Annotated in this window: 20 protein-coding genes; 9 read left to right on the forward strand and 11 right to left on the reverse strand. The window is 45.3% G+C overall.

All coding sequences use genetic code 11. The features are described from left to right. Window positions 1-204: 204 nt before the first annotated feature. Window positions 205-669, forward strand: coding sequence for a DUF2850 domain-containing protein (locus vsple_RS17725; RefSeq protein WP_338116321.1), 465 nt, complete (start codon window positions 205-207; stop codon window positions 667-669). A 371-nt stretch (window positions 670-1,040) separates the two neighbouring features. Continuing rightward, on the forward strand, window positions 1,041-3,581 hold the full coding sequence (locus vsple_RS17730; RefSeq protein ID WP_261883244.1) for a glycosyl hydrolase family 18 protein: 2,541 nt from the start codon (window positions 1,041-1,043) through the stop codon (window positions 3,579-3,581). Window positions 3,582-3,703: 122 nt separating this feature from the next. On the opposite strand, the gene vsple_RS17735 is transcribed toward vsple_RS17730, so the two are convergent. Next, window positions 3,704-4,549 carry an alpha/beta hydrolase gene (locus vsple_RS17735; RefSeq protein ID WP_261883245.1) on the reverse strand — a complete coding sequence of 282 codons (846 nt, stop codon included), beginning with the start codon at window positions 4,547-4,549 and terminating at the stop codon, window positions 3,704-3,706. Window positions 4,550-4,697: 148 nt separating this feature from the next. Next, on the reverse strand, window positions 4,698-5,288 hold the full coding sequence (locus vsple_RS17740) for a TetR/AcrR family transcriptional regulator (protein ID WP_255232817.1): 591 nt from the start codon (window positions 5,286-5,288) through the stop codon (window positions 4,698-4,700). Window positions 5,289-5,483: 195 nt separating this feature from the next. Between vsple_RS17740 and vsple_RS17745 the strand changes: the two genes are divergently transcribed. Next, window positions 5,484-6,440 (forward strand): AEC family transporter, encoded by a 957-nt coding sequence (locus vsple_RS17745; protein ID WP_261883246.1) that lies wholly within the window; start codon window positions 5,484-5,486, stop codon window positions 6,438-6,440. Between the two features lie 124 nt (window positions 6,441-6,564). Next, window positions 6,565-7,605 carry an acyltransferase gene (locus vsple_RS17750; protein ID WP_261883247.1) on the forward strand — a complete coding sequence of 347 codons (1,041 nt, stop codon included), beginning with the start codon at window positions 6,565-6,567 and terminating at the stop codon, window positions 7,603-7,605. Here vsple_RS17750 and vsple_RS17755 read toward each other — a convergent pair. Further along, window positions 7,594-7,716 (reverse strand): hypothetical protein, encoded by a 123-nt coding sequence (locus vsple_RS17755; protein WP_261883248.1) that lies wholly within the window; start codon window positions 7,714-7,716, stop codon window positions 7,594-7,596. The genes vsple_RS17750 and vsple_RS17755 overlap by 12 nt on opposite strands. Window positions 7,717-7,765: 49 nt before the next feature. Between vsple_RS17755 and vsple_RS17760 the strand changes: the two genes are divergently transcribed. Continuing rightward, window positions 7,766-8,392, forward strand: coding sequence for an START domain-containing protein (locus vsple_RS17760; protein WP_261883249.1), 627 nt, complete (start codon window positions 7,766-7,768; stop codon window positions 8,390-8,392). Window positions 8,393-8,528: 136 nt separating this feature from the next. Here vsple_RS17760 and vsple_RS17765 read toward each other — a convergent pair whose 3' ends face one another. Continuing rightward, window positions 8,529-8,915: an MAPEG family protein gene (locus vsple_RS17765; RefSeq protein ID WP_261883250.1), complete on the reverse strand. Its 387-nt coding sequence runs from the start codon at window positions 8,913-8,915 to the stop codon at window positions 8,529-8,531. 680 nt (window positions 8,916-9,595) lie between these two features. Here vsple_RS17765 and nhaD point away from each other — a divergent pair. Further along, window positions 9,596-11,032 (forward strand): sodium:proton antiporter NhaD, encoded by a 1,437-nt coding sequence (nhaD, locus tag vsple_RS17770; RefSeq protein WP_261883251.1) that lies wholly within the window; start codon window positions 9,596-9,598, stop codon window positions 11,030-11,032. A gap of 93 nt (window positions 11,033-11,125) precedes the next feature. Here nhaD and vsple_RS17775 read toward each other — a convergent pair whose 3' ends face one another. The 3 genes from vsple_RS17775 to vsple_RS17785 all read right to left on the reverse strand — a co-directional run bounded on the left by vsple_RS17775 (window position 11,126) and on the right by vsple_RS17785 (window position 13,500). Continuing rightward, window positions 11,126-11,497 carry a hypothetical protein gene (locus vsple_RS17775; protein WP_261883252.1) on the reverse strand — a complete coding sequence of 124 codons (372 nt, stop codon included), beginning with the start codon at window positions 11,495-11,497 and terminating at the stop codon, window positions 11,126-11,128. Window positions 11,498-11,586: 89 nt separating this feature from the next. Next, the gene (locus vsple_RS17780; RefSeq protein ID WP_255232333.1) at window positions 11,587-12,072 is read right to left on the reverse strand and encodes a methylated-DNA--[protein]-cysteine S-methyltransferase; all 486 of its coding nucleotides are present in this window, start codon (window positions 12,070-12,072) and stop codon (window positions 11,587-11,589) included. Between the two features lie 36 nt (window positions 12,073-12,108). Continuing rightward, entirely contained in the window at window positions 12,109-13,500 is a 1,392-nt protein-coding gene (locus vsple_RS17785) for a DNA-3-methyladenine glycosylase 2 family protein (protein ID WP_261883253.1), read from the reverse strand. Between the two features lie 229 nt (window positions 13,501-13,729). Here vsple_RS17785 and vsple_RS17790 point away from each other — a divergent pair, with 229 nt between their 5' ends. After that, window positions 13,730-13,933, forward strand: a complete 204-nt coding sequence (locus vsple_RS17790; RefSeq protein ID WP_255232331.1) for a hypothetical protein — start codon at window positions 13,730-13,732, stop codon at window positions 13,931-13,933. A gap of 127 nt (window positions 13,934-14,060) precedes the next feature. On the opposite strand, the gene vsple_RS17795 is transcribed toward vsple_RS17790, so the two are convergent. Then, window positions 14,061-14,951, reverse strand: coding sequence for a LysR family transcriptional regulator (locus vsple_RS17795; RefSeq protein WP_255232330.1), 891 nt, complete (start codon window positions 14,949-14,951; stop codon window positions 14,061-14,063). 155 nt (window positions 14,952-15,106) lie between these two features. Here vsple_RS17795 and vsple_RS17800 point away from each other — a divergent pair, with 155 nt between their 5' ends. Both vsple_RS17800 and nagB read left to right on the forward strand, forming a co-directional pair. After that, entirely contained in the window at window positions 15,107-15,460 is a 354-nt protein-coding gene (locus vsple_RS17800) for a MaoP family protein (RefSeq protein ID WP_255232329.1), read from the forward strand. A 469-nt stretch (window positions 15,461-15,929) separates the two neighbouring features. After that, the gene (gene nagB, locus vsple_RS17805; protein WP_261883254.1) at window positions 15,930-16,730 is read left to right on the forward strand and encodes a glucosamine-6-phosphate deaminase; all 801 of its coding nucleotides are present in this window, start codon (window positions 15,930-15,932) and stop codon (window positions 16,728-16,730) included. Window positions 16,731-17,025: 295 nt separating this feature from the next. Here nagB and vsple_RS17810 read toward each other — a convergent pair whose 3' ends face one another. The 3 genes from vsple_RS17810 to vsple_RS17820 all read right to left on the reverse strand — a co-directional run bounded on the left by vsple_RS17810 (window position 17,026) and on the right by vsple_RS17820 (window position 20,798). Then, on the reverse strand, window positions 17,026-17,562 hold the full coding sequence (locus tag vsple_RS17810) for an MltR family transcriptional regulator (RefSeq protein WP_255232327.1): 537 nt from the start codon (window positions 17,560-17,562) through the stop codon (window positions 17,026-17,028). Between the two features lie 50 nt (window positions 17,563-17,612). Then, window positions 17,613-18,761: a mannitol-1-phosphate 5-dehydrogenase gene (locus tag vsple_RS17815; protein ID WP_261883255.1), complete on the reverse strand. Its 1,149-nt coding sequence runs from the start codon at window positions 18,759-18,761 to the stop codon at window positions 17,613-17,615. 147 nt (window positions 18,762-18,908) lie between these two features. After that, entirely contained in the window at window positions 18,909-20,798 is a 1,890-nt protein-coding gene (locus vsple_RS17820) for a PTS mannitol transporter subunit IICBA (RefSeq protein WP_261883256.1), read from the reverse strand. Between the last annotated feature and the right edge of the window lie 203 nt (window positions 20,799-21,001).

The raw sequence follows: 21,001 nt of genomic DNA on the forward strand, positions 1-21,001 counted from the left end.
AGCAATTAATCGTCATAAGTTAGTGCTTTTGAGTGTTCAATCAACTCACAATAACATTGTGTTAAATACCAAGCCGATGTTAACTCGAAATACGAGTTTACTTCGCAATGTGGATCCTGCTTCTAACTTTGACAACTCTCATTGCAAACTGCATATCCAATAAATAAAATTGTCTTTTGTAATATGAAGAAAACAGCGGTAAAAATGGGAAAAAAGGATTTTAAAAGTAGGGATTTATTAACACAGGCGCTGTTTTACCTGCTTTTATTGGCTGGCCTTATCGTAGCCGTCTTTGCCAGTTATACCGCTTATCAAACGCATCAGAAATTCATCGATCCAAGCAATGTCTACGGCACATGGATTGAGGTAGGTGCGCCTCCTTATGACACCGATATCCTCTCGCTATCAGAGCAAGGGGTGGTGATGAACCACCGCCTGATCAGTACCAACTTCAAGTTCAATGGCAAAACCATCACCATCAACACCGGCTCTGGAGAAACCGTGTATGCGATAAGTGGCACCTACGATTCGCCTCAGCTTAAACGCTTGGTCCCAAATATTCCTACACAGCAGTTTGTAAAGGAGGGCTATGAACACACGGCTATCCCTCTAAATAGCAGCGCAGTGCAGCAAAGACGTGCTTCATTGGCCGAACAATTCAGAAAATAAGTCATTTCTTACCTACTCCTCTAAAAAGAGTGGCTTCAAAAAATACTACACCGCTTCCACTTATCAACATAAAAATATGCAATATCAAAAAATTGCACCACGTCATGTCGTAAAAACCCGCCTATAAGACTTTTCCACTAGCAGTGGTGATTTTATAAAACATGGACTCAACCTCTCACCCACTGCGCAACAACTTTGTAACAAGTTGTGATTTTTTCGTTGTCCATCGAAAACGGATTTATTTTCACTTATGAAATTAAAACTCTCTCGAATACTGAACTCGACGCCCCACCTTAAGGGCTGACATGAAGTAGCAACCGATTTAACCGATCAGCGTGTACTTCAACCACATTCAAGGAGTGAGAAAAAATATGATTCGTTTAAACACGTGTGCGACCGCCATAGCACTAGCGCTATCAGGCACCGCACTGGCCGCACCTACCGCACCAAGCATTGATATGTATGGTTCCAATAACCTGCAGTTCTCTAAGATTGAACTTGCGATGGAGACCACCTCTGGCTACAACGACATGGTTAAATACCACGACAAAGCCAAGATAGCGGTTAAGTTTAACCAATGGAGTGGCACCTCTGGCGACACGTACAACATCTATTTTGATGGCGTAAAAGTGGCGACGGGCGCGATCACCGGCAGTCAAACCACCGCGTCATTTGAATACGGCCAAGGTGGCTTATATCAAATGGAAATTGAGGCTTGTGACGCGACAGGATGTAGCAAAAGTGCACCAGCACAAATCACCATTGCCGATACCGATGGTTCTCACCTTGCTCCACTCACTATGAACATCGACCCAAACAATAAGACTTACAACACTGATTCCAATACGGTAGTGGGTACTTACTTTGTTGAATGGGGCATTTATGGTCGAGACTATACTGTCGACAACATACCTGCTGATAATCTGACCCACATCCTTTACGGCTTTATCCCAATCTGTGGTCCGAATGAGTCAGTGAAATCCGTCGGTGGCAACAGCTTCAACGCGCTCATGACAGCGTGTAAAGGCGTCAATGATTATGAAGTTGTAATTCACGACCCTTGGGCTGCCTTCCAAAAAAGCTTTAACCAGGCGGGCCATGAATACAGCACGCCTATCAAAGGCAACTACGCGATGATGATGGCTTTGAAACAGCGCAATCCAGACTTGAAAATCATCCCTTCTATCGGTGGCTGGACTCTGTCTGATCCTTTCTTTGATTTTACGACCAAAGCCAACCGAGACACTTTCGTCGCTTCTGTTAAAAAATTCTTAAACACCTGGAAGTTCTACGACGGTGTTGATATCGATTGGGAATTCCCAGGTGGTGGCGGTGCTGCAGCTGATTTGGGAGACCCAGTGAACGATGGTCCTGCTTACATCGCTTTAATGGCTGAGCTGCGTGCAATGCTAGACGAGCTCGAAGCTGAAACTGGCCGTACCTATGAGCTCACATCTGCGATTGGGGTTGGTTATGACAAAATCGAAGACGTGAACTACGGCGAAGCGATTCAGTACATGGATTACATCTTCGCAATGACCTACGACTTCTACGGCGGCTGGAACAACGTGCTAGGTCATCAAACGGCACTCAACTGCGGTAACTTCATGCGTCCTGGCCAATGTGATGGCAGTGGCATTGATGAAAATGGCGAACCGTACAAAGGACCAGCCTACACCACAGACAATGGTATTCAGTTACTACTGGCTCAGGGCGTGCCTGCAAACAAGTTGGTGGTTGGTACAGCAATGTATGGTCGAGGTTGGAAAGGTGTACTTCCATCGACTCTGAGCGATCCGACAGATCCAATGACAGGCGTGGGTAACGGTAAGCTTAAGGGCAGCACTGCACAAGGTGTGTGGGAAGATGGCGTCATCGACTACAAAGGTATTAAAGCCAATATGCTTGGGGCAAACAATCAAGGCATTAATGGCTTTGAGTACGGCTATGACGAACAAGCGGAAGCACCTTACGTCTGGAACCGTACCTCAGGCCAGCTGATCACCTTTGATGACGACCGCTCTGTGAAAGCGAAAGGGGCTTATGTGCGTAGCCTTGGCTTAGCTGGTCTATTCTCTTGGGAGATTGATGCAGACAATGGAGATATCTTAAATGCGATGCACGAAGGCTTAGCTGGCGGTACGACAAACCCAGTTAACCGCAAACCAACCGCATCGGCAGGTGCAGACCAATCAGTTGAAGGTCCAGCTTCTGTTTCTCTAGATGGCAGCGCTTCAAAAGACAGCGATGGCACCATTGCGAGTTACGCTTGGTCTCAAGTGAGCGGCACAGCAGTAACACTGGCTAACGCTAATGCCGCTGTTGCAAGCTTCGATGTTGCTGAAGTCGCTCAACAAGAAACACTGACGTTCAGCCTAACGGTAACGGACAATGAAGGCGCAACCTCGACAGACACTGTGGTTGTAACAGTGACACCGAAGAACACTGTGCCAGTTAACACAGCTCCGGTCGCTGCTATCTACGCACCGGCTGAAGTCAATGCTGGCGATGTTGTGGTCGTGGATGCTTCGGGCTCAACCGATGCAGACAACGACGCATTGAGCTTCACTTGGGATATACCATCAGAGCTTAATGCAACGGTACAAGGTGCCTCTGTAAGTTTCGTTGCCGCTGAGTACACTCAAGACACACTGCTGAACTTCTCTGTTACTGTCAGCGATGGAACCGAAACCTCTGTGGCTTCAGCTTCGGTGAAGATTCTTAAGAAAACGACGGGCGGTGGCACATGTAGCAATGCTTGGGATGCGGACACTATCTACAATGGTGGCGACCAAGTGACTCAAGGCAATACGCTTTGGGAAGCGAAATGGTGGACCAAAGGAGACGATCCTTCACAATCTGGCCAATGGGGTGTTTGGAAAGAAATTGGCCCAGCAAGCTGCGCTAACTAAGATCATTTAAAACCCAAGTTCAGCTAAAACCTAGGCTCAATTAAAACCTAGACCTAATTAAAACCAAAGGCCAATGTCATTGCAGATTGGCCTTCTTCTAACATTTATCTAGAACGACGCGATCAAATCAATGCGTCGAAGCTTTCAAAGACTTGTGGGCACTTCATCACTCGACCATGTCCTTGACCTTGCGTGGTCACCAAAGTCACTCGCTCCATCTCGTTTGCAGCGCGCTCAGAGACTGAGTACTTGGTGAACTTATCTTTTTCATCGTGCACGATGATCGTATTCGATTGACGAAGCGCCAGTTTGCCGTAAGGGTCAACCGATTGGATTGGGTAGTTAAACTGCTCTTCAACTTCACCCACCACAGCTTCAAACAGTTTCATTGAGTAACCAGAACGAGCCACGCTGCCGAACAAGTTGTCTAGGTAATCCAGTACTGGTGCTATCAGAAGCAGTGGTTTGCTCTCAAGCTTCGCGTGTTTGCACTCCAGAGCCGAAGCGGTACCCATACTGTGTCCGACTAAACCAGCAACGTCTTCTATGGTATCTAGAATGGCTTCCAAACCGTTCACAAATGCAGGGATGTGACCATAAACACCATCACTACCACCATGAGCTGGGTGATCGTAAGCAAGCGCGGTAAAGCCTTTGGCCGCAATGTGTTCCATTAGAGGGTAAAACTGACTTGCCGTACCCGACCAACCATGCGTCAGAACCCAAACAGGGCCACTACCAAGTGTATAGGTTTTTAGCACACCGTCGCGGGTTGCAACTTCACCTTTAATCAAACCTTGTGGCTCGCTGTTTTTCGGCTCTGAACGCACAGGCGTCAGTAGCAGCTTACGCGCGGTTTTCTTGGCGTGGCCTGGGGCAATAATGTAGTGCAAGTTAGTTGTCGCACCAATCAGGCTGCGTTTAATGCTGAATTTTGTCGAGGTGTTGAAATAAATTTTGTCACTCATGACCGTTCCTTTTGTCCACTCTAAAATGAGTTGGCCTGTAAGCTCAGTCGAAAAAGAACGACCGTGCTTTTTGTTGTTTTAAAAAATGGCACCCGTACACTAGGTGCCAGTTTGTCTGTATTCTTTTTTAACGACTTACCGTCACGATTTAGCGCTTCCAACTCGAGATTAAGCGCTCTACCCCACTCCAAAAATGGCTGTGGCTCGCCTGTTGGCCGTGCAGCGAGTAAAATAAATTCGCGCTTAAATACAAGCCATACAACTCAAAGATGGCCTGTTTAGGTTTCAAGTCGGCTCGAAATTGCTGATTATCGATAGCTTTGGTTATCTGAATCGTCAGGTAGTCAATCCAAACCGCTATCGATTTCTGCAATGCTTGCTGGATAACCGACTTATCACTACCTACATCTTTCCATGCATCAATAAACATACAACTGCCTTGAAAAGAGTGATTCCAACCAAGCCAGTTGTCGAGTAACTGTTTGAGTTTCACCTCAATATCACCATCACCTAACTCACGGGCGGGCATGATGACGCGTTCAGTGAACACTTGATTCGAGTATTCAAGTACCGCTAACTGCATGTTCTCTTTAGAATTGAAATGAGCAAAAAGACCACTTTTCGACATGCCGCATTGCTTCGCCAGCTCGCCGATGGTCAGACTCTCCAAACCATTCTCGCTCGCCAAAGCAAATGCATGACTTAATATATGCTCTTTTGTAATTTTTCCTTTACTCATCATTCATCACATCAAATTGAGACCTGTCATTTTTAGCACGTTCGTTCTTTTTTGCAATTATTATTTTGCTTCTGCTCAAAATTTGATTTCTTTGTTGCCGATGTTTGTGGAAAAATGCAAAGTTATCAATGCGTTTATTTCATCGTCGCTTACTGCTGCGTTTGCTCTTTTTACAACCTCTTGCAAGGACTGCATATGACTTCACTTTGGCAACAATTCGCGTTTTCAGCCTCGATCACTGGGCCTATCTGTCTGATGTTGGTACTCGGTGTCATGCTCAAACGTGTTGGGTTGATCAATGAGAACTTTATCGACGTCGCCTCAAAAGTGGTTTTCCAAGTCACCCTTCCAGCGATGTTGTTCTTGAGTATCGTTCAATCTGATCACGATTTCGCTGCCAGCGGTAAGCTCGTGGTGTTCGGAGTCGTCGCAAACTTTCTGTTCTTCCTATTTACTACGCTGTCCACTCGCCTAGCTTTTGCAGAACCAAAAGATCAAGGTGTCATCGTGCAAGGGGGCTTTAGAGCGAACACCGCCATCATAGGTTTAGCCTACGTAGCGAATATTTACGGTAATGATGGCGTTGCACTGGCTGCAATTTATGTCGCTTCTTTAACTGTGCTGTATAACATTCAAGCCGTAGTCGCTCTGACACCAAAAGGCCAAGAGTCCGGCCAACAAGCGGTACAAGTTATCGTAAAAACCCTGACCAAGAACCCTTTGATCATCGCTATCTTGCTTGGAGTCGTGTTCTATGCATTGGCGATTCCCGTTCCCAAAATGGTGTCTGATGCGGGTCAGTACTTTGCCAACATGACGCTGCCGCTCGCCCTTTTATGTACTGGTGGGTCGTTAGATATTGGCTCTCTAAAGAAAGACCAAACCTCCACTTGGTTTGCCACTAGCTATAAATTGGTACTGGCTCCACTCGCTATTACTCTCGCGGCACTACTTTTTGGCTTTAAAGAGCAAGAGCTGGGACTGATCTTCCTTATGAGTTCAGCCCCAACCGCCGCCGCAAGCTATGTGATGGCGCGCGCAATGGGGGGAAACTCAACCTTAGCAGCCAATATCATTGCGCTGACAACAGTGATGTCACTAATCACTTGCACGCTGGGTATATTCACTTTGAAAGCAACTGGATTGATATAGCTGCGAGTCGCTTCAAACAAACGGGCTTTGATTGGGTAGAAACCAGACTCTCTTTTGATTTAACGCTAGAGCAAGACCCAAGAACACTGCTAACTTCTTGGAAAATTTTTCTAAGAGTCTTGTTATGTCTACAACTAGTTCAAAATCGTCTACATATATTGCCAGCCTAGAGTTAGGTCGTGTGGTCGCTATTTTGGCGATCATCGGCTTACACTGCCAAATGGCCCTCTCTTATGCGTTAATCGATGAGGTTCCATGGGTAGGTTATACCCTCAACCAAGCGGCTCGTTTTGCCGTACCGTTGTTCTTCCTCATTTCCGGTTACCTTATTCAGCCTAAGCTTACGTGCTCGCCATGGGAAACTTTGATAAATTATTCCAAACCACTGCTTAAGGTTTGGTTAGCTTGGAGCATCATTAGCTTATTGATGCCGTTCAATCTCGGTAAAGTAATGGAAGTTGGCTACCTAGCCGAGCGAGAAGGCTACTGGGGCTTCCTGATGTCGACACCACTGAATAGCTTATTCGAAGGGGGTTTAGTGCACTTATGGTTTATCCCCGCCCTCATCTGTGCGGTTGCGATTCTCGCACTGCTCATCGAAATGAAGCTAACCAAAGCGATCTTGCCTTTGGCGCTAGTGTTATACCTCTACGGCGTCTTGGCGGGTAGTTACGCACCTTTGACTGAATTGGAAGCGCCGATTTTCACACGCAATGGTCCCTTCTTTAGCACACTGTTAGTCGCTGTTGGCTTTATGATTCGACAAAACAGTTGGCGACTCACTTCGATGCAATCCATCGCGATGGCCGTATTAGGAATGGCAATCCACTTTGGCGAAGCGGCTTGGTTGATGGGATATGATGTCGCATTCAATATCAATGACTTCTTAGCGGGCACGGCACTGTGGGGCATCGGCGTGTTTATGTGGTTGCTTGCAAACCCAACCGTCGGTGACAAGCGTTGGATTCAGGCTATTTCCAGCCGTATGCTTGGTATTTATGTTAGCCATCTACTGCTGATCATCGTGATGTTTAATATCTGCGGAATGCTCGGTATTACAGGCTTGTCTAAGGATGTTCTCACGTACAGCATGACGATAATTCTCAGCTTCGGCTTAGTCGTCGTGCTTGAGAAAAGCCCTTTGCGCAGTGTGCTACTTCGCTAATTCATTGTCTAGCTTAGCCAACTCATGGAGATAGACCAAGGTCGTGGCTTGCAGAGAACCACGACCTTTTTCTTTAACTGCTACGACCAAAGGCTCGCGATTCCCATCCAATTTTATCCTATACTCATTCTTAATAAGTCTTTATTTTTCAGGAAGAAGAATGACACTATTGCGGCTCATTACGCTTGGCTTTTTCACCTATTCAACACTTGTTTTTGCCACTCCTTGGACTTTTGTAAAAAGTGACGATGGGATAACAATCCATAAACGCGACCACGGCAATGGCTTGGTAGAAATACGAGCTCAAATGCAAGTCGAGACCAGCTACTCCGGTTTCCTGCTATTACTTGAAGACAGCGATAACGTGCCCAACTGGATCGATAATGTGTCCCACACTGAAGTGCTGATGCAGATCTCTGCCAACGAAAACATTGTCTATACCCAATTCAAAGCCCCATGGCCAGCCCGAGATAGAGACATGGTGACCTACTCCAAATATGAAGTGGAAGAGGGTCAATTTACTCTGACTATTAAAGACGCGTCGAACTACCTTGCAAAAGAGTCTGGCTATATCCGCATTCGCGATGTGGACGCTGTATGGACACTGCAACCTCTCACTAACGGCTTCACACACATCAACTACATAGCTTATGCAAACGCCGGGGGCATATTACCTGATTGGCTAATGAATCGCTTGTCGGCAAACAACGCCTTTAGCACCTTTCAAAAACTCAAACGTCAGTTGCCAAAGTACCAAGGGAAACAGCACCCCAACTTAAGCCAATAGCGTGTTATTTTCAGTCGTCAGAGAATTTACCAGCCAATGCTTTAATTACGCCTCGCCAAGTCGCGAGCAAGAATCAAAGCCAAGCCAGTTAAGACAATCATCCATGGTGGAGGTAGGCGTAACGCCATGGCAATCCTTACATGAGTTTATCAAATGGAAGATAAATCAAGTTTAGGACAACCAGAGACACCATGCTGCCAAAGGTTAAATACATGCCTCGCTTTCTGCCTTTTAGACTACGCGCCAGAATACTTTTACCGTGAATAATACGACCGACGATAAAAGCGATACCGATAATATGAATCAACCACACATTGGCACCATTGAACTCTAACAATGCCATTAGAATCACAGTTATCGGGATATAGTCCATCGCATTACTCTGCGCAGAGCGAGCGATTTGCAGCGATTCAACACCACCATCTGCATGGGCGACCTGATTCTTCCTTCTCTGCTTGATCACTTCAATGGCTAACCAAAGCATAATAAGGGCGAGTAAAGAGGCATATAACGCTGTAACCATGGTGTTTCCTTTTCCTAAGCGATAACAATCAATAATGAGCAACTTAAAGGAGTATCAAGTTTGCTCGTCGGTTTGTAAGAGATCTCTTACAGCCACTGTAAGAGATCTCAAATAAGCTTCGCAGAATATACTCAAAACACAAACTCAACTTATTGTTTTCTAATGTTCCGCGCACAATTCTTCCTATTTATTGAGCTAAATTATCAATTTTCTCCATTGCGAGTAACATCACTAACGTGTTTAATTGAATTGTCGACAGGGAGTTGGCAGGAACAGGAAAAACCTAACGGATTAGGTATCTTCAGGAAGAAGATTTGATAACACAGGAAGCGTTATCAGCAAGGAAGTCGCACTCTAGGATGAGTTACTTATCAGGATGATAAGATCAAGGACACCGCTAGGAAGGCGATGAATTGGATAGGTTAATGGAGTTAACCAAGTCAAGGAACGATGCAGGGAGCATACGTTACCTTATTTAATAACAAATAAGATACAACGTTGGTAGCAGGATGGCTACGTAAAAGAACAGACCCCGTTTGGTGTATGCCAAACGGGGTTTTCTTTTTATGACTTCAAACATTAACCATTTGAATTAATTAGAGTTCTATCACACTACGCTCCAATAATTGGGTCTACGCTTTTACGCGTACTGATTCGGCCAACCACATGGAGCGTAAATTATGGCAAACACAAAGGTTTTCGCCTTTCTATTCGCGATTCTTCCTTCATTATCTTTTGCCAGTGAGATAGGTGCGGTTCATTCGCTCGACCTCACGCAATCTTTCATCGGCTATCTCTGTCTTGCCATTTTTGTCATCGCTTATGTGTTTGTAATGATGGAGGAATACCTTCAGCTGAGAAAATCCAAACCTGTTCTGCTCGCGGCTGGCCTTATTTGGATTGCGATTGGCTTAACCTACCAGAATTACCAACAAATCGAGGTAGCTCAACAAGCATTAGAGCATAACCTGTTGGAGTACGCGGAACTGTTACTGTTCTTATTAGTGGCTATGACCTACATCAGTGCGATGGAGGAGCGACGCCTGTTTGATGCACTGCAAGCTTGGATGGTAGGCAAAGGCTTTAACTACCGTTCACTGTTTTGGCTCACGGGTATTTTGTCGTTCTTCATCTCTCCAATTGCCGATAACCTCACCACGGCTTTGCTCATGTGTGCTGTGGTTCTGAAAGTTGCAGGTTCGAATCCGAAGTTTGTTAACCTCGCCTGCGTTAACATCGTCATTGCTGCCAATGCAGGAGGCGCATTTAGTCCATTTGGTGACATAACGACTCTGATGGTCTGGCAAGCGGGCTACGTGAGCTTCTCCGAATTTATGCCGCTGTTTATTCCATCAGCGGTCAACTATCTCGCGCCCGCGTTGATCATGTCTTATTTTGTTCCGACCACACAGCCAGACACAGTCCACCAGCACGTGGAGCTCAAACGCGGTGCCAAGCGAATTGTATTTCTATTCATCATGACAATCGCTACTGCGGTTGCCTTCCACGCCGTCATTCATTTCCCTCCAGTCATTGGCATGATGATGGGACTGGCTTATCTGCAGTTCTTTGGCTTCTTCCTCCGAAAAACCCTTCCTAAATCGTTAGCCAAGAAAAAAGCGATGGCAATCGCCAACCACGACGAAGCGGCACTGAAGCGCTTGGGCTCAGTGGTTCCCTTTGATGTATTCCGACGTGTTTCACACGCAGAGTGGGATACTCTGCTGTTCTTCTATGGCGTTGTAATGTGTGTCGGCGGGTTGAGTCTACTTGGATACTTAGAATTAGCTTCTGGCGTCATGTACAGCCAATGGAACCCAGTTTGGGCCAACATCATGGTGGGAGTACTATCTGCAATCGTAGATAACATTCCGGTGATGTTTGCGGTGCTCTCTATGGAGCCAACAATGTCGATCGGTAACTGGCTTCTTATCACATTAACAGCGGGCGTTGGAGGGAGCTTGCTCTCAATTGGTAGCGCCGCAGGTGTAGCCTTGATGGGAGCAGCTCACGGAAAATATACCTTCTTTGGTCACCTTAAGTGGATGCCTGTTATCGCGATTGGTTATGCATTGAGCATTTTCGTGCATCTCATGATGAACTCGAGTCTGTTTTGACACCAAATTTAGTCGATTATTGGCAATGAACAGGCACCTTGAGGGGCTTGAAACGGAAATCATCGCCGAAGTGATTCAAGATCACTCGGCGAATTACTGTCGCGGTTCGGGGACGCGTGTCCAAACGTTACTCAACTGTAGGCCTGGACAGCCGTTGCAGGTCAATTTTTTGCCGTCATTATGGATGCGCATGACTAACCCAGGCCCCATTTTGCTACTCGCGGAGTTGAGCTCAATACTGATCAAGTCATCATCAACGCTGTAGTCACGCGTGATGCTGGTATCCACTGTTTGATAACGTACTTTCCCTGATTCAAAGATCAAATAACTTTCGTTATCTGGGTTTTCATATATACCGCTGAAAAGGATCAGTTGAGGGACCTCAAATGGCTTGGTCGTTTCGCTCAAACATCCAGTCAACAAAACACTGCTACACCCAATCGCCGTAATCATTTGTCGGTTCATAGAGGCTTTCTACTTTTATATATTTTTCCTAATTTATAAATGATAAGCAGTGAACTATTGAAACACCAGAAAACAATAAGAGTATTTATTCAACTTATTGATAAAATACCTTCTAATCGGAGCAATGCTGATTTTCTCTCTATGCCTCCAGCATAGCCTGTCAGTTTACCGTTTTTACCAATCACGCGATGACAAGGCACTATAATAGAAATTGGATTTTTTCCGTTAGCCAACCCAACCGCTCTTACCGCTTTGGGGTTACCAATCTCATCCGCAAGTTGTTGGTAACTCCATGTTTCACCAAAAGGAATACGCGTCAAGGCTTGCCAAACTGACTGCTGAAATGGCGTTCCCTCTGCCGCGATAGGTAGTGAGAAATGGTTCAGTTTCCCAGAAAAGTAATCATCGAGCTGACGCTTAGTTTCTGCAAACAGCGCAAAGGTATCATCTTGTTGACCAAGGTCTTCTGGCTTCGTGGTATAGGTTTCAAACCAAACACCCAATAATCCCTCCTCACAGCCTTGTATCGTCACAACACCTAGCGGACTCGAGTAGTAAGTAAATCGTTTAATCATTGTTTTTTATCCTAGTATCGGGAATGACTGACAAGTTTAGAAATGGCTCCAACAATGGAAGGTCGCATAGCTGCCCCACGGTGATACCTTGTTTGCTGTTATACTGACATGTTGATCGATAAATTTCTTTACGATCAAATCGCCAGTGAGTAGGTGATCCGGTTCACTCAAACCTCTCAACAAGGCATATTGCACTGTCCATGGTCCTATTCCTTTCAGAGCCAGCCATTTGCTTGGGTGTTGATGCGGGTTTTCAACCATATACATAGCAAATCGGTGCAAAGTGTCTTTGCGACTCTGTGGCATTCTTAAAAAGCTGATGTCTGCGTGCAACACTTGTTCAGGAGTTGGAAAGTAGAGAACTCCGTCTTTCGGTGACAGCTGTTTGGCCAGTAAATTCAATTGACCGATAGCGGCTTTGACCGAAACTTGCTGCCCTAAAATCGCACGCACACCCGCTTCCCAAGGTGACCAAACACCGGGGATACGAATACCCGATTCTTTAACAAGAGTAGAATCTACCTTACCTAGGTGCGCTTCAACTTGGTTGATATCGACATCAAGATCGAACATACGACGTATTTGGCGGATAAGGTTACGCAACTGATTCATCTGGCTAAGTTCAAACTCTACTTCCAGAAAACTGCCAGCTTGCTTGTTGCTGTTAACGCAACGAATGCAAAACTTAGCGGTAGCATCATTGATGGTCACCGTGCGTTGGTAATAATCATCTCCCACCTCTTCGACACCCTCAATCATACGCTTGCGATAAAAGTTAAGCATATGAGGCCAATTCACAGCGCCTTTAACAGGCAAACGCACCGTGTTAGTTGAGCTTTTTTCAGCACCAGATTTTCGAATCTGCGATGGCGAAAGCTTCATCACCTTCACAAAAGCATCATTGAAACGGCGCGTACTCTTAAATCCACATGCAAAACCGATGTCGGTAATACTCATCTGACTGTTATGTAACAGCTGCTTCGCGAACATAAGCTGGTTATAGATGGCGTACTGTTTTGGCGAGACCCCCATATATTTGCTAAACAAGCTTCGTAGGTAACGATCAGAGATACCCAAACGTTGGCACAAAGCAACACTGCTCCCTTCAGCCAATTCGCCATCTTCAATAAGCTTAAGTGCCCGCAAAAAAGTGGTTTCTACGCCTTTCCATGCTGGCGAAAAAGGAGCGCTATCTGGGCGGCAGCGCAAACAGGGACGATAACCCGCTCGCAGCGCTTGCGCTTGGTTTGAGAAATACTCAACATTTTGCTCTTTAGGTGGCGAAGCCGGACAGATTGGACGACAAAATATGCCTGTCGTCTTTACAGCAATGAAAAACAGACCATCAAAGCGCGCGTCTCTAGCAAGACGGGCTTGTTGACACTGCTCGCGGCTGAGGCCGCTGTATCGATGAATGTTGCCTTCCATGTGCCTTTTAAAATCCATAACGTCAAGTGAATAAAGAAAGTGTATCCACAAGCCGAATGAACGCTAGCCACTTTCGGAAGTGAATATGTATTAAATTTAATTTTTTAATTTGCTTTTGACAAAGTTGGACTAATCTTAGAAGTAAGAAAAGGTTTCTCTCGCAACGTCACAGCTCTCACTTGGGCGCCTAAGATGCCAAGGATGGCTGAACCAACAAGGATAATTGGCTATGGATCTGCACACCTGTCGCATTGTTCTTAAGAACAAGCAAGTTCTCACCTGTCAGTCTGTTGAACAATCTCTCGGTTTTCTAGAAGGCACTTCCGAAAACGGCATTTCAATGATTGAGATTGATGCGACTGACGGTCATCAAATCCACTCTTTCCTGTCTCACTCGCTGGAAGAGTCCATTGAGAACCTAATGAATTTATGACATCTCGCATGTGTCACTCGCCTTCAAAGGCTTAAAACTATAATGGCTCTCAACCGAGAGCCATTATTTTATGCATTTAATCTTGCTGTTCGTTTCCACCAATCAACAATGGTTACTCAGACAACGGTTACTCAGACGTGGTCTCCGCAGCTTGCTGCAGAGTGTAAGCGGTAGACGGGTCGATCTCTTTCACCAGTTCTTCTACCTGCACAATCGCATCCACCGAGGTACTCGATTTACGGTAGCTGAGGTAAATCGGGCGATACCAATCTTCTACGCCTTTAACCTTATGTAGCTGCCCTGATTCAATGAAAGGCTCAACCAAAGATACCGGTAGATAAGCACTGCCGCCTTTTTCCAAAATAAAATCCAAAGCAATACGCGCTGTCGATGTACGCAAGTATGGTGCAGAAACTTTAGGGTGGCGATCCGCATGTTCAGAACCAAAGCGAGTCCCCCAATCGACATACACATATTTGCCTTGAAACACGCTTTCAAGATCGTCAGGCTCTGTCGATACCAATACTAAGACTAAATCCGCAACCTTTTTACAATTCAGCTCTTCAGCTTTAATCTGATCAAACGCAAAAGCCATATCTAGCGTACGCTCCAGCAGATTACGGTTGAGCTGCTCACGACCCATGACTTCAGCCATGAAGCCGTAGCCACCGAACGAGTCAGTAACCACACTCAAACAATTTTGCAAGTACGCATCCCAAATATTAGGGGTACCGCCCAAGGTCAATTGCAGCGCCTTACCACTTTCCAATGAGAGCTCAAACTTAGCCTGTTGAAGTGTAGAGACCATAACTTCTGCGTAGCCAATTAAACGCTCGCCAGAGGACGTCAACTTTATATTGTTGCGATCACGAATAAAAAGCTGAGTATCAAAATAGCCTTCAAGTTGCTTGATACGGGCACTCACAGCTGCTTGAGTTAAATACAAGTTTTCAGCGGCACGACCAAAGTGGCGCACCCTTGCGACCTCTAGAAAGGTTCTAAATACTTTCACATCCATCAAATACATCTCTGTAATAAATCTGCTAACTAGCGGATCTAGGATTGTTTATCGTGAGGGAAAAAATGTTTTGTTTTCCATTTTTACCTTTTAACAATATGTTCGCATGAGCAACAAAACACTAATTTCAATCCAACCACATTACTGAGGCTGTTATGTCTGAGACCGAATTCCGACACGGAAAAAAACGTTTTTATGACACCACCAAATTCCCAAGAGGGTTTGCTAAGTCAGGTGATTTTACTCTTGTCGAAGAAGAAATCCTAACCTTGTTTGGTGATACCATGTTAGCACTTGAGTCCGGTGAACTTGCACCGATCAACGCTGAAGAAAAACACTTTGTAAAAGTGTTATCGCACCCTCACAAGGCGAAGTCTAAGTTAGAGCGTGTTTGGTTAAAATACATCCAACTTGCTCGTGGACGTCGTCGCTTCCACACTCTTAATGGCTGCAAACGTGGTGAAGTGCCAAGAGAAGAGTACGACAACGAGTTGGTGTTGGAAGATTAATCTTCTGAGCTCAAGGTGTATCTACGCCTTGAGCTTACTTGTTAACACAACATCTAAAAATTTAGCGAATCAAGACACCTTAACAATATTTTTATAAGTTTCATAATGATAGCGTACAATAATTTGCTGTCAGGGTTGTTCACATCTACGATTTTCCTTCGAGTTTGAATACCGATTAATTTGATTTAACCTTCCATTCAAAAAATCATCCATTTTTCTAACCTGTGAATTATCCGCTAATTCCCACTCATAACATTCTCAAAAAAGCCTTTTATGACAAGCAGATGAAGCTTGTTTAACGATAATAATTATCCCCGTGAATACTATGCAAGTTTGACACTTAGTGTCACATATATCATTAAAAATCTAAAAATTTGACCTAAAACAATGGCAGAAATAGATCACTTATTTTATAATGCGAATTAATGTTTCAGCACACTATAAATTATTTATCTTAGGGGCTAAAAAAATGAGACTTATTCCTTTAAACAACGCGGCACAAGTAGGTAAATGGGCAGCTCGTCACATCGTTGATGCCATCAAAGCATTCAACCCAACAGCTGATCGTCCATTCGTTCTTGGTCTACCTACCGGTGGCACACCACTAACGACTTACAAAGAGTTAATTGCACTATACAAAGCAGGTGAAGTTAGCTTTAAAAACGTTGTTACTTTCAACATGGATGAGTACGTAGGCATCGCTCCTAACCACCCTGAGTCTTACCGTACTTTCATGTACACAAACTTCTTCAACCACGTTGATATTCAAGAAGAGAACATCAACCTACTAGACGGCCAAGCAGAAGACATCGATGCTCACTGTGCTGCATACGAAGAAAAAATCCGTTCATACGGCAAAATCAACCTGTTCATGGGCGGTATCGGCATCGACGGTCACATCGCATTCAACGAACCTGGTTCTTCTCTAGCTTCTCGTACTCGTATCAAGACGCTAACTGAAGAGACGCGCATCGCGAACTCTCGCTTCTTCGACAACGACATCAACCAAGTGCCAAAATACGCACTAACTATCGGTGTTGCGACTCTACTAGACGCTGAAGAAGTCATGATCCTGACTATGGGTCACAACAAGGCACAAGCTCTACAGGTTGCTATCGAAGGTTCTGTAAACCACATGTGGACGGTTACAGCGCTACAAATGCACCGTAAAGCTATCATCGTTGCTGATGAGCCAGCTCAACAAGAGCTAAAAGTGAAGACTCTACGTTACTTCCAAGAACTAGAAGCCGAGAACATCCAAGACCTATAACCTAAGGTTTTGTTGAAACAAAAAGCCACTTCGGTGGCTTTTTCTGTGCCGGTCATTTTAACAGCGAGGCGCAAATTTGAGCGCATGGAAAGTGCTAGCCAAAGCGACAAGAGACTTTGAAAGCAGGGAGGTCATGAAGAAAGCGAGCTTTCCCTAACTCAAGTTGGCAACCCATAGGGGAAGGTTGGACTAAGCCGAGCTGACTACACTCAAAGGCTAATACTTAAAGAAAGGGAAAGCGGTGCAATTAGGTAGTTGAAACTAAAGAAACTGTTAATTAAAACAGAGAAAATAACTAAACAATCAATGCGTTATCACGACAAAGAGTGTTGATAAGATCCGTAATCGCCAAAACGATGGTCGACTGAACTTTTTGATTATGGCGCCCCATAAACATATCGAGCATTGGACCTGACATCGACTCGACCAATTCAGCATCGTACTCAATCGGCATTATCTTTTGAATAGCGTGTGTTTTGTTCAGTTCAAATAGAACATTCGGGTCAGTGAAAGAAACCTCTTCACCTTGAATTTTCGCCCACTCTTTCAAAGTGACAAAAATCTCTAGGTCATCATAGACATCTTTACTGATCACGCCCAACCCAAGCAGTAATTTAGCACGAACCATGATCTCGCCTAGCGGACCTCCGCTATTGAGGAGAGGCTCGACGACAAATTTTACTGCTGTGTCATCTTTCTGGAAAATGCCTTTTAGAACCGCATCTACCGTATCATCCAGTGCATCATAAGCCGCCATAAAACAAGCATTAGCAGTTGTCGCCTCAGCTAGTGCTTCTAGGAGTTCTGTTTCATGGCTAGGATGTATCGGCATAACGGCTCTGTAATAAGAAAGTGCCACAGGAGTGGCACTTTGATGATTTATCATTTCAATGCTTGGTAAGCTTGTTCCGCTAGTTTAACAACTTCTGAGTCGATATTCAGCTCAGAATAATGCGCTAATGTCTCAGCAAAACCTTTTTCTGCGAACATTGCTTGAAGTTCAACCGCTTGAGGGTCATCTTCGTTCTTGTAGTGGAATGCCGCAGCAATCGCTTTAATCAGGTTCTCATTGGGTAAGCCGTATTCTAGCGTACCGTTCAATGGTTTGACTAGACGATCTTGTGGGCTAAGTTTGCGAATTGGTTGACGACCAACACGGTCCACTTCATCACGAAGGTATGGGTTTGCAAAACGCCCTAGAATTTTCTGGATGTAAGCTGCGTGAGCTTCTGGGTCGAAACCGTAGCGCTTGATCAGAACCGCACCACTCTCTTCCATCGTCGCGGTTACTTGCGCGCGGATTTCGTCGTTTTCGATAGAGTCTTTGATTGTCTCAAGACCAGCAAGCACACCAAGGTAAGCGGTAACAAGGTGACCGGTGTTCAGCGTGAATAGCTTACGCTCAACAAACGCCATTAGGTTATCCGTGCACTCCATACCAGGGATACTTGGAATTTCACCTTTAAACTGAGTTTCGTCTACTATCCATTCGCTAAAGGTTTCAACCGTTACTGCGAGAGGATCTGTCTCACCCGCTTCTGCTGGCGGTACGATACGGTCTACCGCTGAATCAACGAAACCGATGTTCTCTTCAGTGAACGCCTTCATCTCATCAGACAGGTGCTCAAGAACCGCAGCCTTCAGTTGGCTAGTACCACGAACCATGTTCTCAGCTGCGATGATGTTCATTGGTGCCGTGTTGCCTGCTGCTGCGCGCTTCTCAATGCCCTGTGCAATCGACTTAGAGATGATCTTTAATACTGTAGGGCCAACGGCAGTCGTGATTAGGTCTGATTCGGCGATGCAGTCAACCACTGCGTCTGTCGCCGAGTTTACTGCTGTCACGTTCTTAACTACTTCAACAACACACTCTTCGCCAACAATCTTGACTGGGTACTCTTTACGCTCGATTAGCGCATTAACCACAGTCTCATTAACGTCTGCAAACGTGACTTCAAGACCTGCGTCAGCAAGCAATTTACCAATGAAACCACGACCGATATTACCAGCACCGAAATGTAACGCTTTCATAATTTTTAGACCTTTTAACTATGTAATCTATATAGGTGACGGTTCAACAACATACTTCTAAACCGTGAGCTATCTAGACTGGGAAAATGAGGCCAGGGGGGGGGGACTGGCCTCGGTTCACTCAGGAGCTTGACTTAAAGCTTCTTACTATCCATTTAGAATCTTCAGAACATCCTCTGGGTTGGTGGTGTTCTGCAAGCGTTCCACTGCTTCTTCGTCATCAAGTGAATTCGTGATAGCCATCAATACCATGTTGTGCTCGTCACCTTGAGCAGCGATACCGATTACCATCTTCGCGATGTCGTCTTCGTCTTCACCCCACTGAATACCTTCAGGGTATTGACAGAATACGATGCCGGTCTTTTGTACGTACTGTTTCGCTTCAATCGTGCCGTGTGGTACTGCAATAGACTCACCTAGGTAGGTCGATACCAGTTCCTCACGAGCGAACATGCCATCTACATATTCAGGTGCTACGTTGCCAAGTTTCACAAGTTGCTCACCAGCAAACTTAATCGCTTGGTTTTTGTCTGTCGCTTTAAGACCAAGGAATACCGCATCGCTTGTTAGCGCTAGGCCTTGTTCTTTTGACGTCTCTTGCGCTGGCGCTGCTGCAGGTGCTGCTTTTGCTCCACCGCTTTGTGCTTCAACAAGCTCTGCTACTAGGTTGTCGTATACCGCACCGTCTAGGAAGTTGCTTAGAGACATGTGCATTGCACCTGGAATGGTGTTGCGAGCACGGTCAGTTAAGTCTTTATGTGTAATAACAATCTGTGAATCTGCTGGCAGGTTGTTAATCGCATAGTTGGTTACAGTGATGTCTAGACCTGCTGCATCCACTTTCTTACGAAGTAGACCTGCACCCATTGCACTTGAACCCATGCCTGCATCACATGCGACGTATACTGCTTTCACGTCTGCTAGGTTGATGTCTGCACCTGTTGTTGCACCTTTAGAAGACGCTTTCATGTCTTTCATCTGTGCTGATGCTTTCTCTAGTGAGTCTTCGTCGTCACCTTGCGCTGATGTTTTTAGAAGAATTGACGCGACAAGGAACGATACCGCTGTTGCTGCGATAACCGATAGAATCACACCGATGTAAGAACCTTTTGGTGTCATCAGTAGGATTGCGAAAATAGAACCAGGAGACGCAGGAGAGATTAGGCCCGAGCTGAACATTACGTTAGTGAATACGCCCGCCATACCACCAGCAATAACCGCTAGGATTAGACGTGGGTTCATTAGTACGTAAGGGAAGTAAATCTCGTGGATACCACCTAGGAAGTGGATGATAGATGCACCCGCCGCAGACTGCTTCGCGCTACCTTTACCAAAGACCATGTAAGCAAGCAGTAGACCTAGACCTGGACCCGGGTTTGCTTCGATTAGGAAGAAGATTGAACGACCAACCTCTTCAGACTGCTGAATACCTAGAGGAGAGAAAATACCGTGGTTGATTGCGTTGTTTAGGAATAGGATTTTCGCAGGCTCAACGAAGATAGATGCTAGCGGAAGTGCGCCGGCTTCAACCATTGCGTTAACACCAGCAGCTAGGCCGCCAGAAAGCACTTTTACTGCTGGACCAATTGCTAGGAAAGCAATGATTGCACAGATCATACCGATGATACCGGCAGAGAAGTTGTTCACTAGCATTTCGAAGCCGCTCTTCACTTTACCGTGAACAGCTTCATCGAATTTCTTAATTGCGATACCACCTAGAGGGCCAACAATCATCGCTCCCATGAACATTGGAATGTCCGTACCTACGATAACACCCATAGTTGTGATAGCACCTACAACCGCACCACGGTCGCCGCCCACCATTTTACCACCGGTATAACCGATAAGTAGTGGGAGCAAGTAAGTGATCATAGGACCAACCATAGACGCTAACGTTTCGTTAGGAAGCCAGCCAGTTGGAATAAATAGTGCGGTAATGAAACCCCACGCAATGAATGCGCCGATGTTTGGCATTACCATATTGGATAAGAATCGACCAAAGTTTTGGACCTTGATCTTCGCTTCTGGTGATAACATAGGTAGAACCCCGTAATGTATTGGTTGGTCAAATGACCGAAAGTGTGTGCTCAAAAGTTGAGTAAAATCTAACACAAGATTATAAAAACGCACGTTGATGAGACTTTAGTGATGCAGATCACGCACAAAATACAACAAGGAGTTAGTAGTAATGATTCAGATCACAAAAATAGGCTGAATCTAAATTACACCGCCAAATTAAT

The organism is Vibrio pelagius, assembly GCF_024347575.1.
Classification (GTDB): Bacteria; Pseudomonadota; Gammaproteobacteria; order Enterobacterales; family Vibrionaceae; genus Vibrio; species Vibrio pelagius.

Coding starts and splice junctions, on each gene's coding strand:
- vsple_RS17730 (WP_261883244.1), top strand. CDS start 1,041: ATGATTCGTTTAAACACGTGTGCGACCGCCATAGCACTAGCGCTATCA.
- vsple_RS17810 (WP_255232327.1), bottom strand. CDS start 17,562: ATGCCGATACATCCTAGCCATGAAACAGAACTCCTAGAAGCACTAGCT.
- vsple_RS17765 (WP_261883250.1), bottom strand. CDS start 8,915: ATGGTTACAGCGTTATATGCCTCTTTACTCGCCCTTATTATGCTTTGG.
- vsple_RS17775 (WP_261883252.1), bottom strand. CDS start 11,497: ATGAACCGACAAATGATTACGGCGATTGGGTGTAGCAGTGTTTTGTTG.
- vsple_RS17750 (WP_261883247.1), top strand. CDS start 6,565: ATGTCTACAACTAGTTCAAAATCGTCTACATATATTGCCAGCCTAGAG.
- nagB (WP_261883254.1), top strand. CDS start 15,930: ATGAGACTTATTCCTTTAAACAACGCGGCACAAGTAGGTAAATGGGCA.
- vsple_RS17815 (WP_261883255.1), bottom strand. CDS start 18,761: ATGAAAGCGTTACATTTCGGTGCTGGTAATATCGGTCGTGGTTTCATT.
- vsple_RS17820 (WP_261883256.1), bottom strand. CDS start 20,798: ATGTTATCACCAGAAGCGAAGATCAAGGTCCAAAACTTTGGTCGATTC.
- vsple_RS17735 (WP_261883245.1), bottom strand. CDS start 4,549: ATGAGTGACAAAATTTATTTCAACACCTCGACAAAATTCAGCATTAAA.
- vsple_RS17745 (WP_261883246.1), top strand. CDS start 5,484: ATGACTTCACTTTGGCAACAATTCGCGTTTTCAGCCTCGATCACTGGG.
- vsple_RS17760 (WP_261883249.1), top strand. CDS start 7,766: ATGACACTATTGCGGCTCATTACGCTTGGCTTTTTCACCTATTCAACA.
- vsple_RS17725 (WP_338116321.1), top strand. CDS start 205: ATGGGAAAAAAGGATTTTAAAAGTAGGGATTTATTAACACAGGCGCTG.
- vsple_RS17740 (WP_255232817.1), bottom strand. CDS start 5,288: ATGAGTAAAGGAAAAATTACAAAAGAGCATATATTAAGTCATGCATTT.
- vsple_RS17795 (WP_255232330.1), bottom strand. CDS start 14,951: ATGGATGTGAAAGTATTTAGAACCTTTCTAGAGGTCGCAAGGGTGCGC.
- vsple_RS17780 (WP_255232333.1), bottom strand. CDS start 12,072: ATGATTAAACGATTTACTTACTACTCGAGTCCGCTAGGTGTTGTGACG.
- vsple_RS17790 (WP_255232331.1), top strand. CDS start 13,730: ATGGATCTGCACACCTGTCGCATTGTTCTTAAGAACAAGCAAGTTCTC.
- vsple_RS17785 (WP_261883253.1), bottom strand. CDS start 13,500: ATGGAAGGCAACATTCATCGATACAGCGGCCTCAGCCGCGAGCAGTGT.
- vsple_RS17800 (WP_255232329.1), top strand. CDS start 15,107: ATGTCTGAGACCGAATTCCGACACGGAAAAAAACGTTTTTATGACACC.
- nhaD (WP_261883251.1), top strand. CDS start 9,596: ATGGCAAACACAAAGGTTTTCGCCTTTCTATTCGCGATTCTTCCTTCA.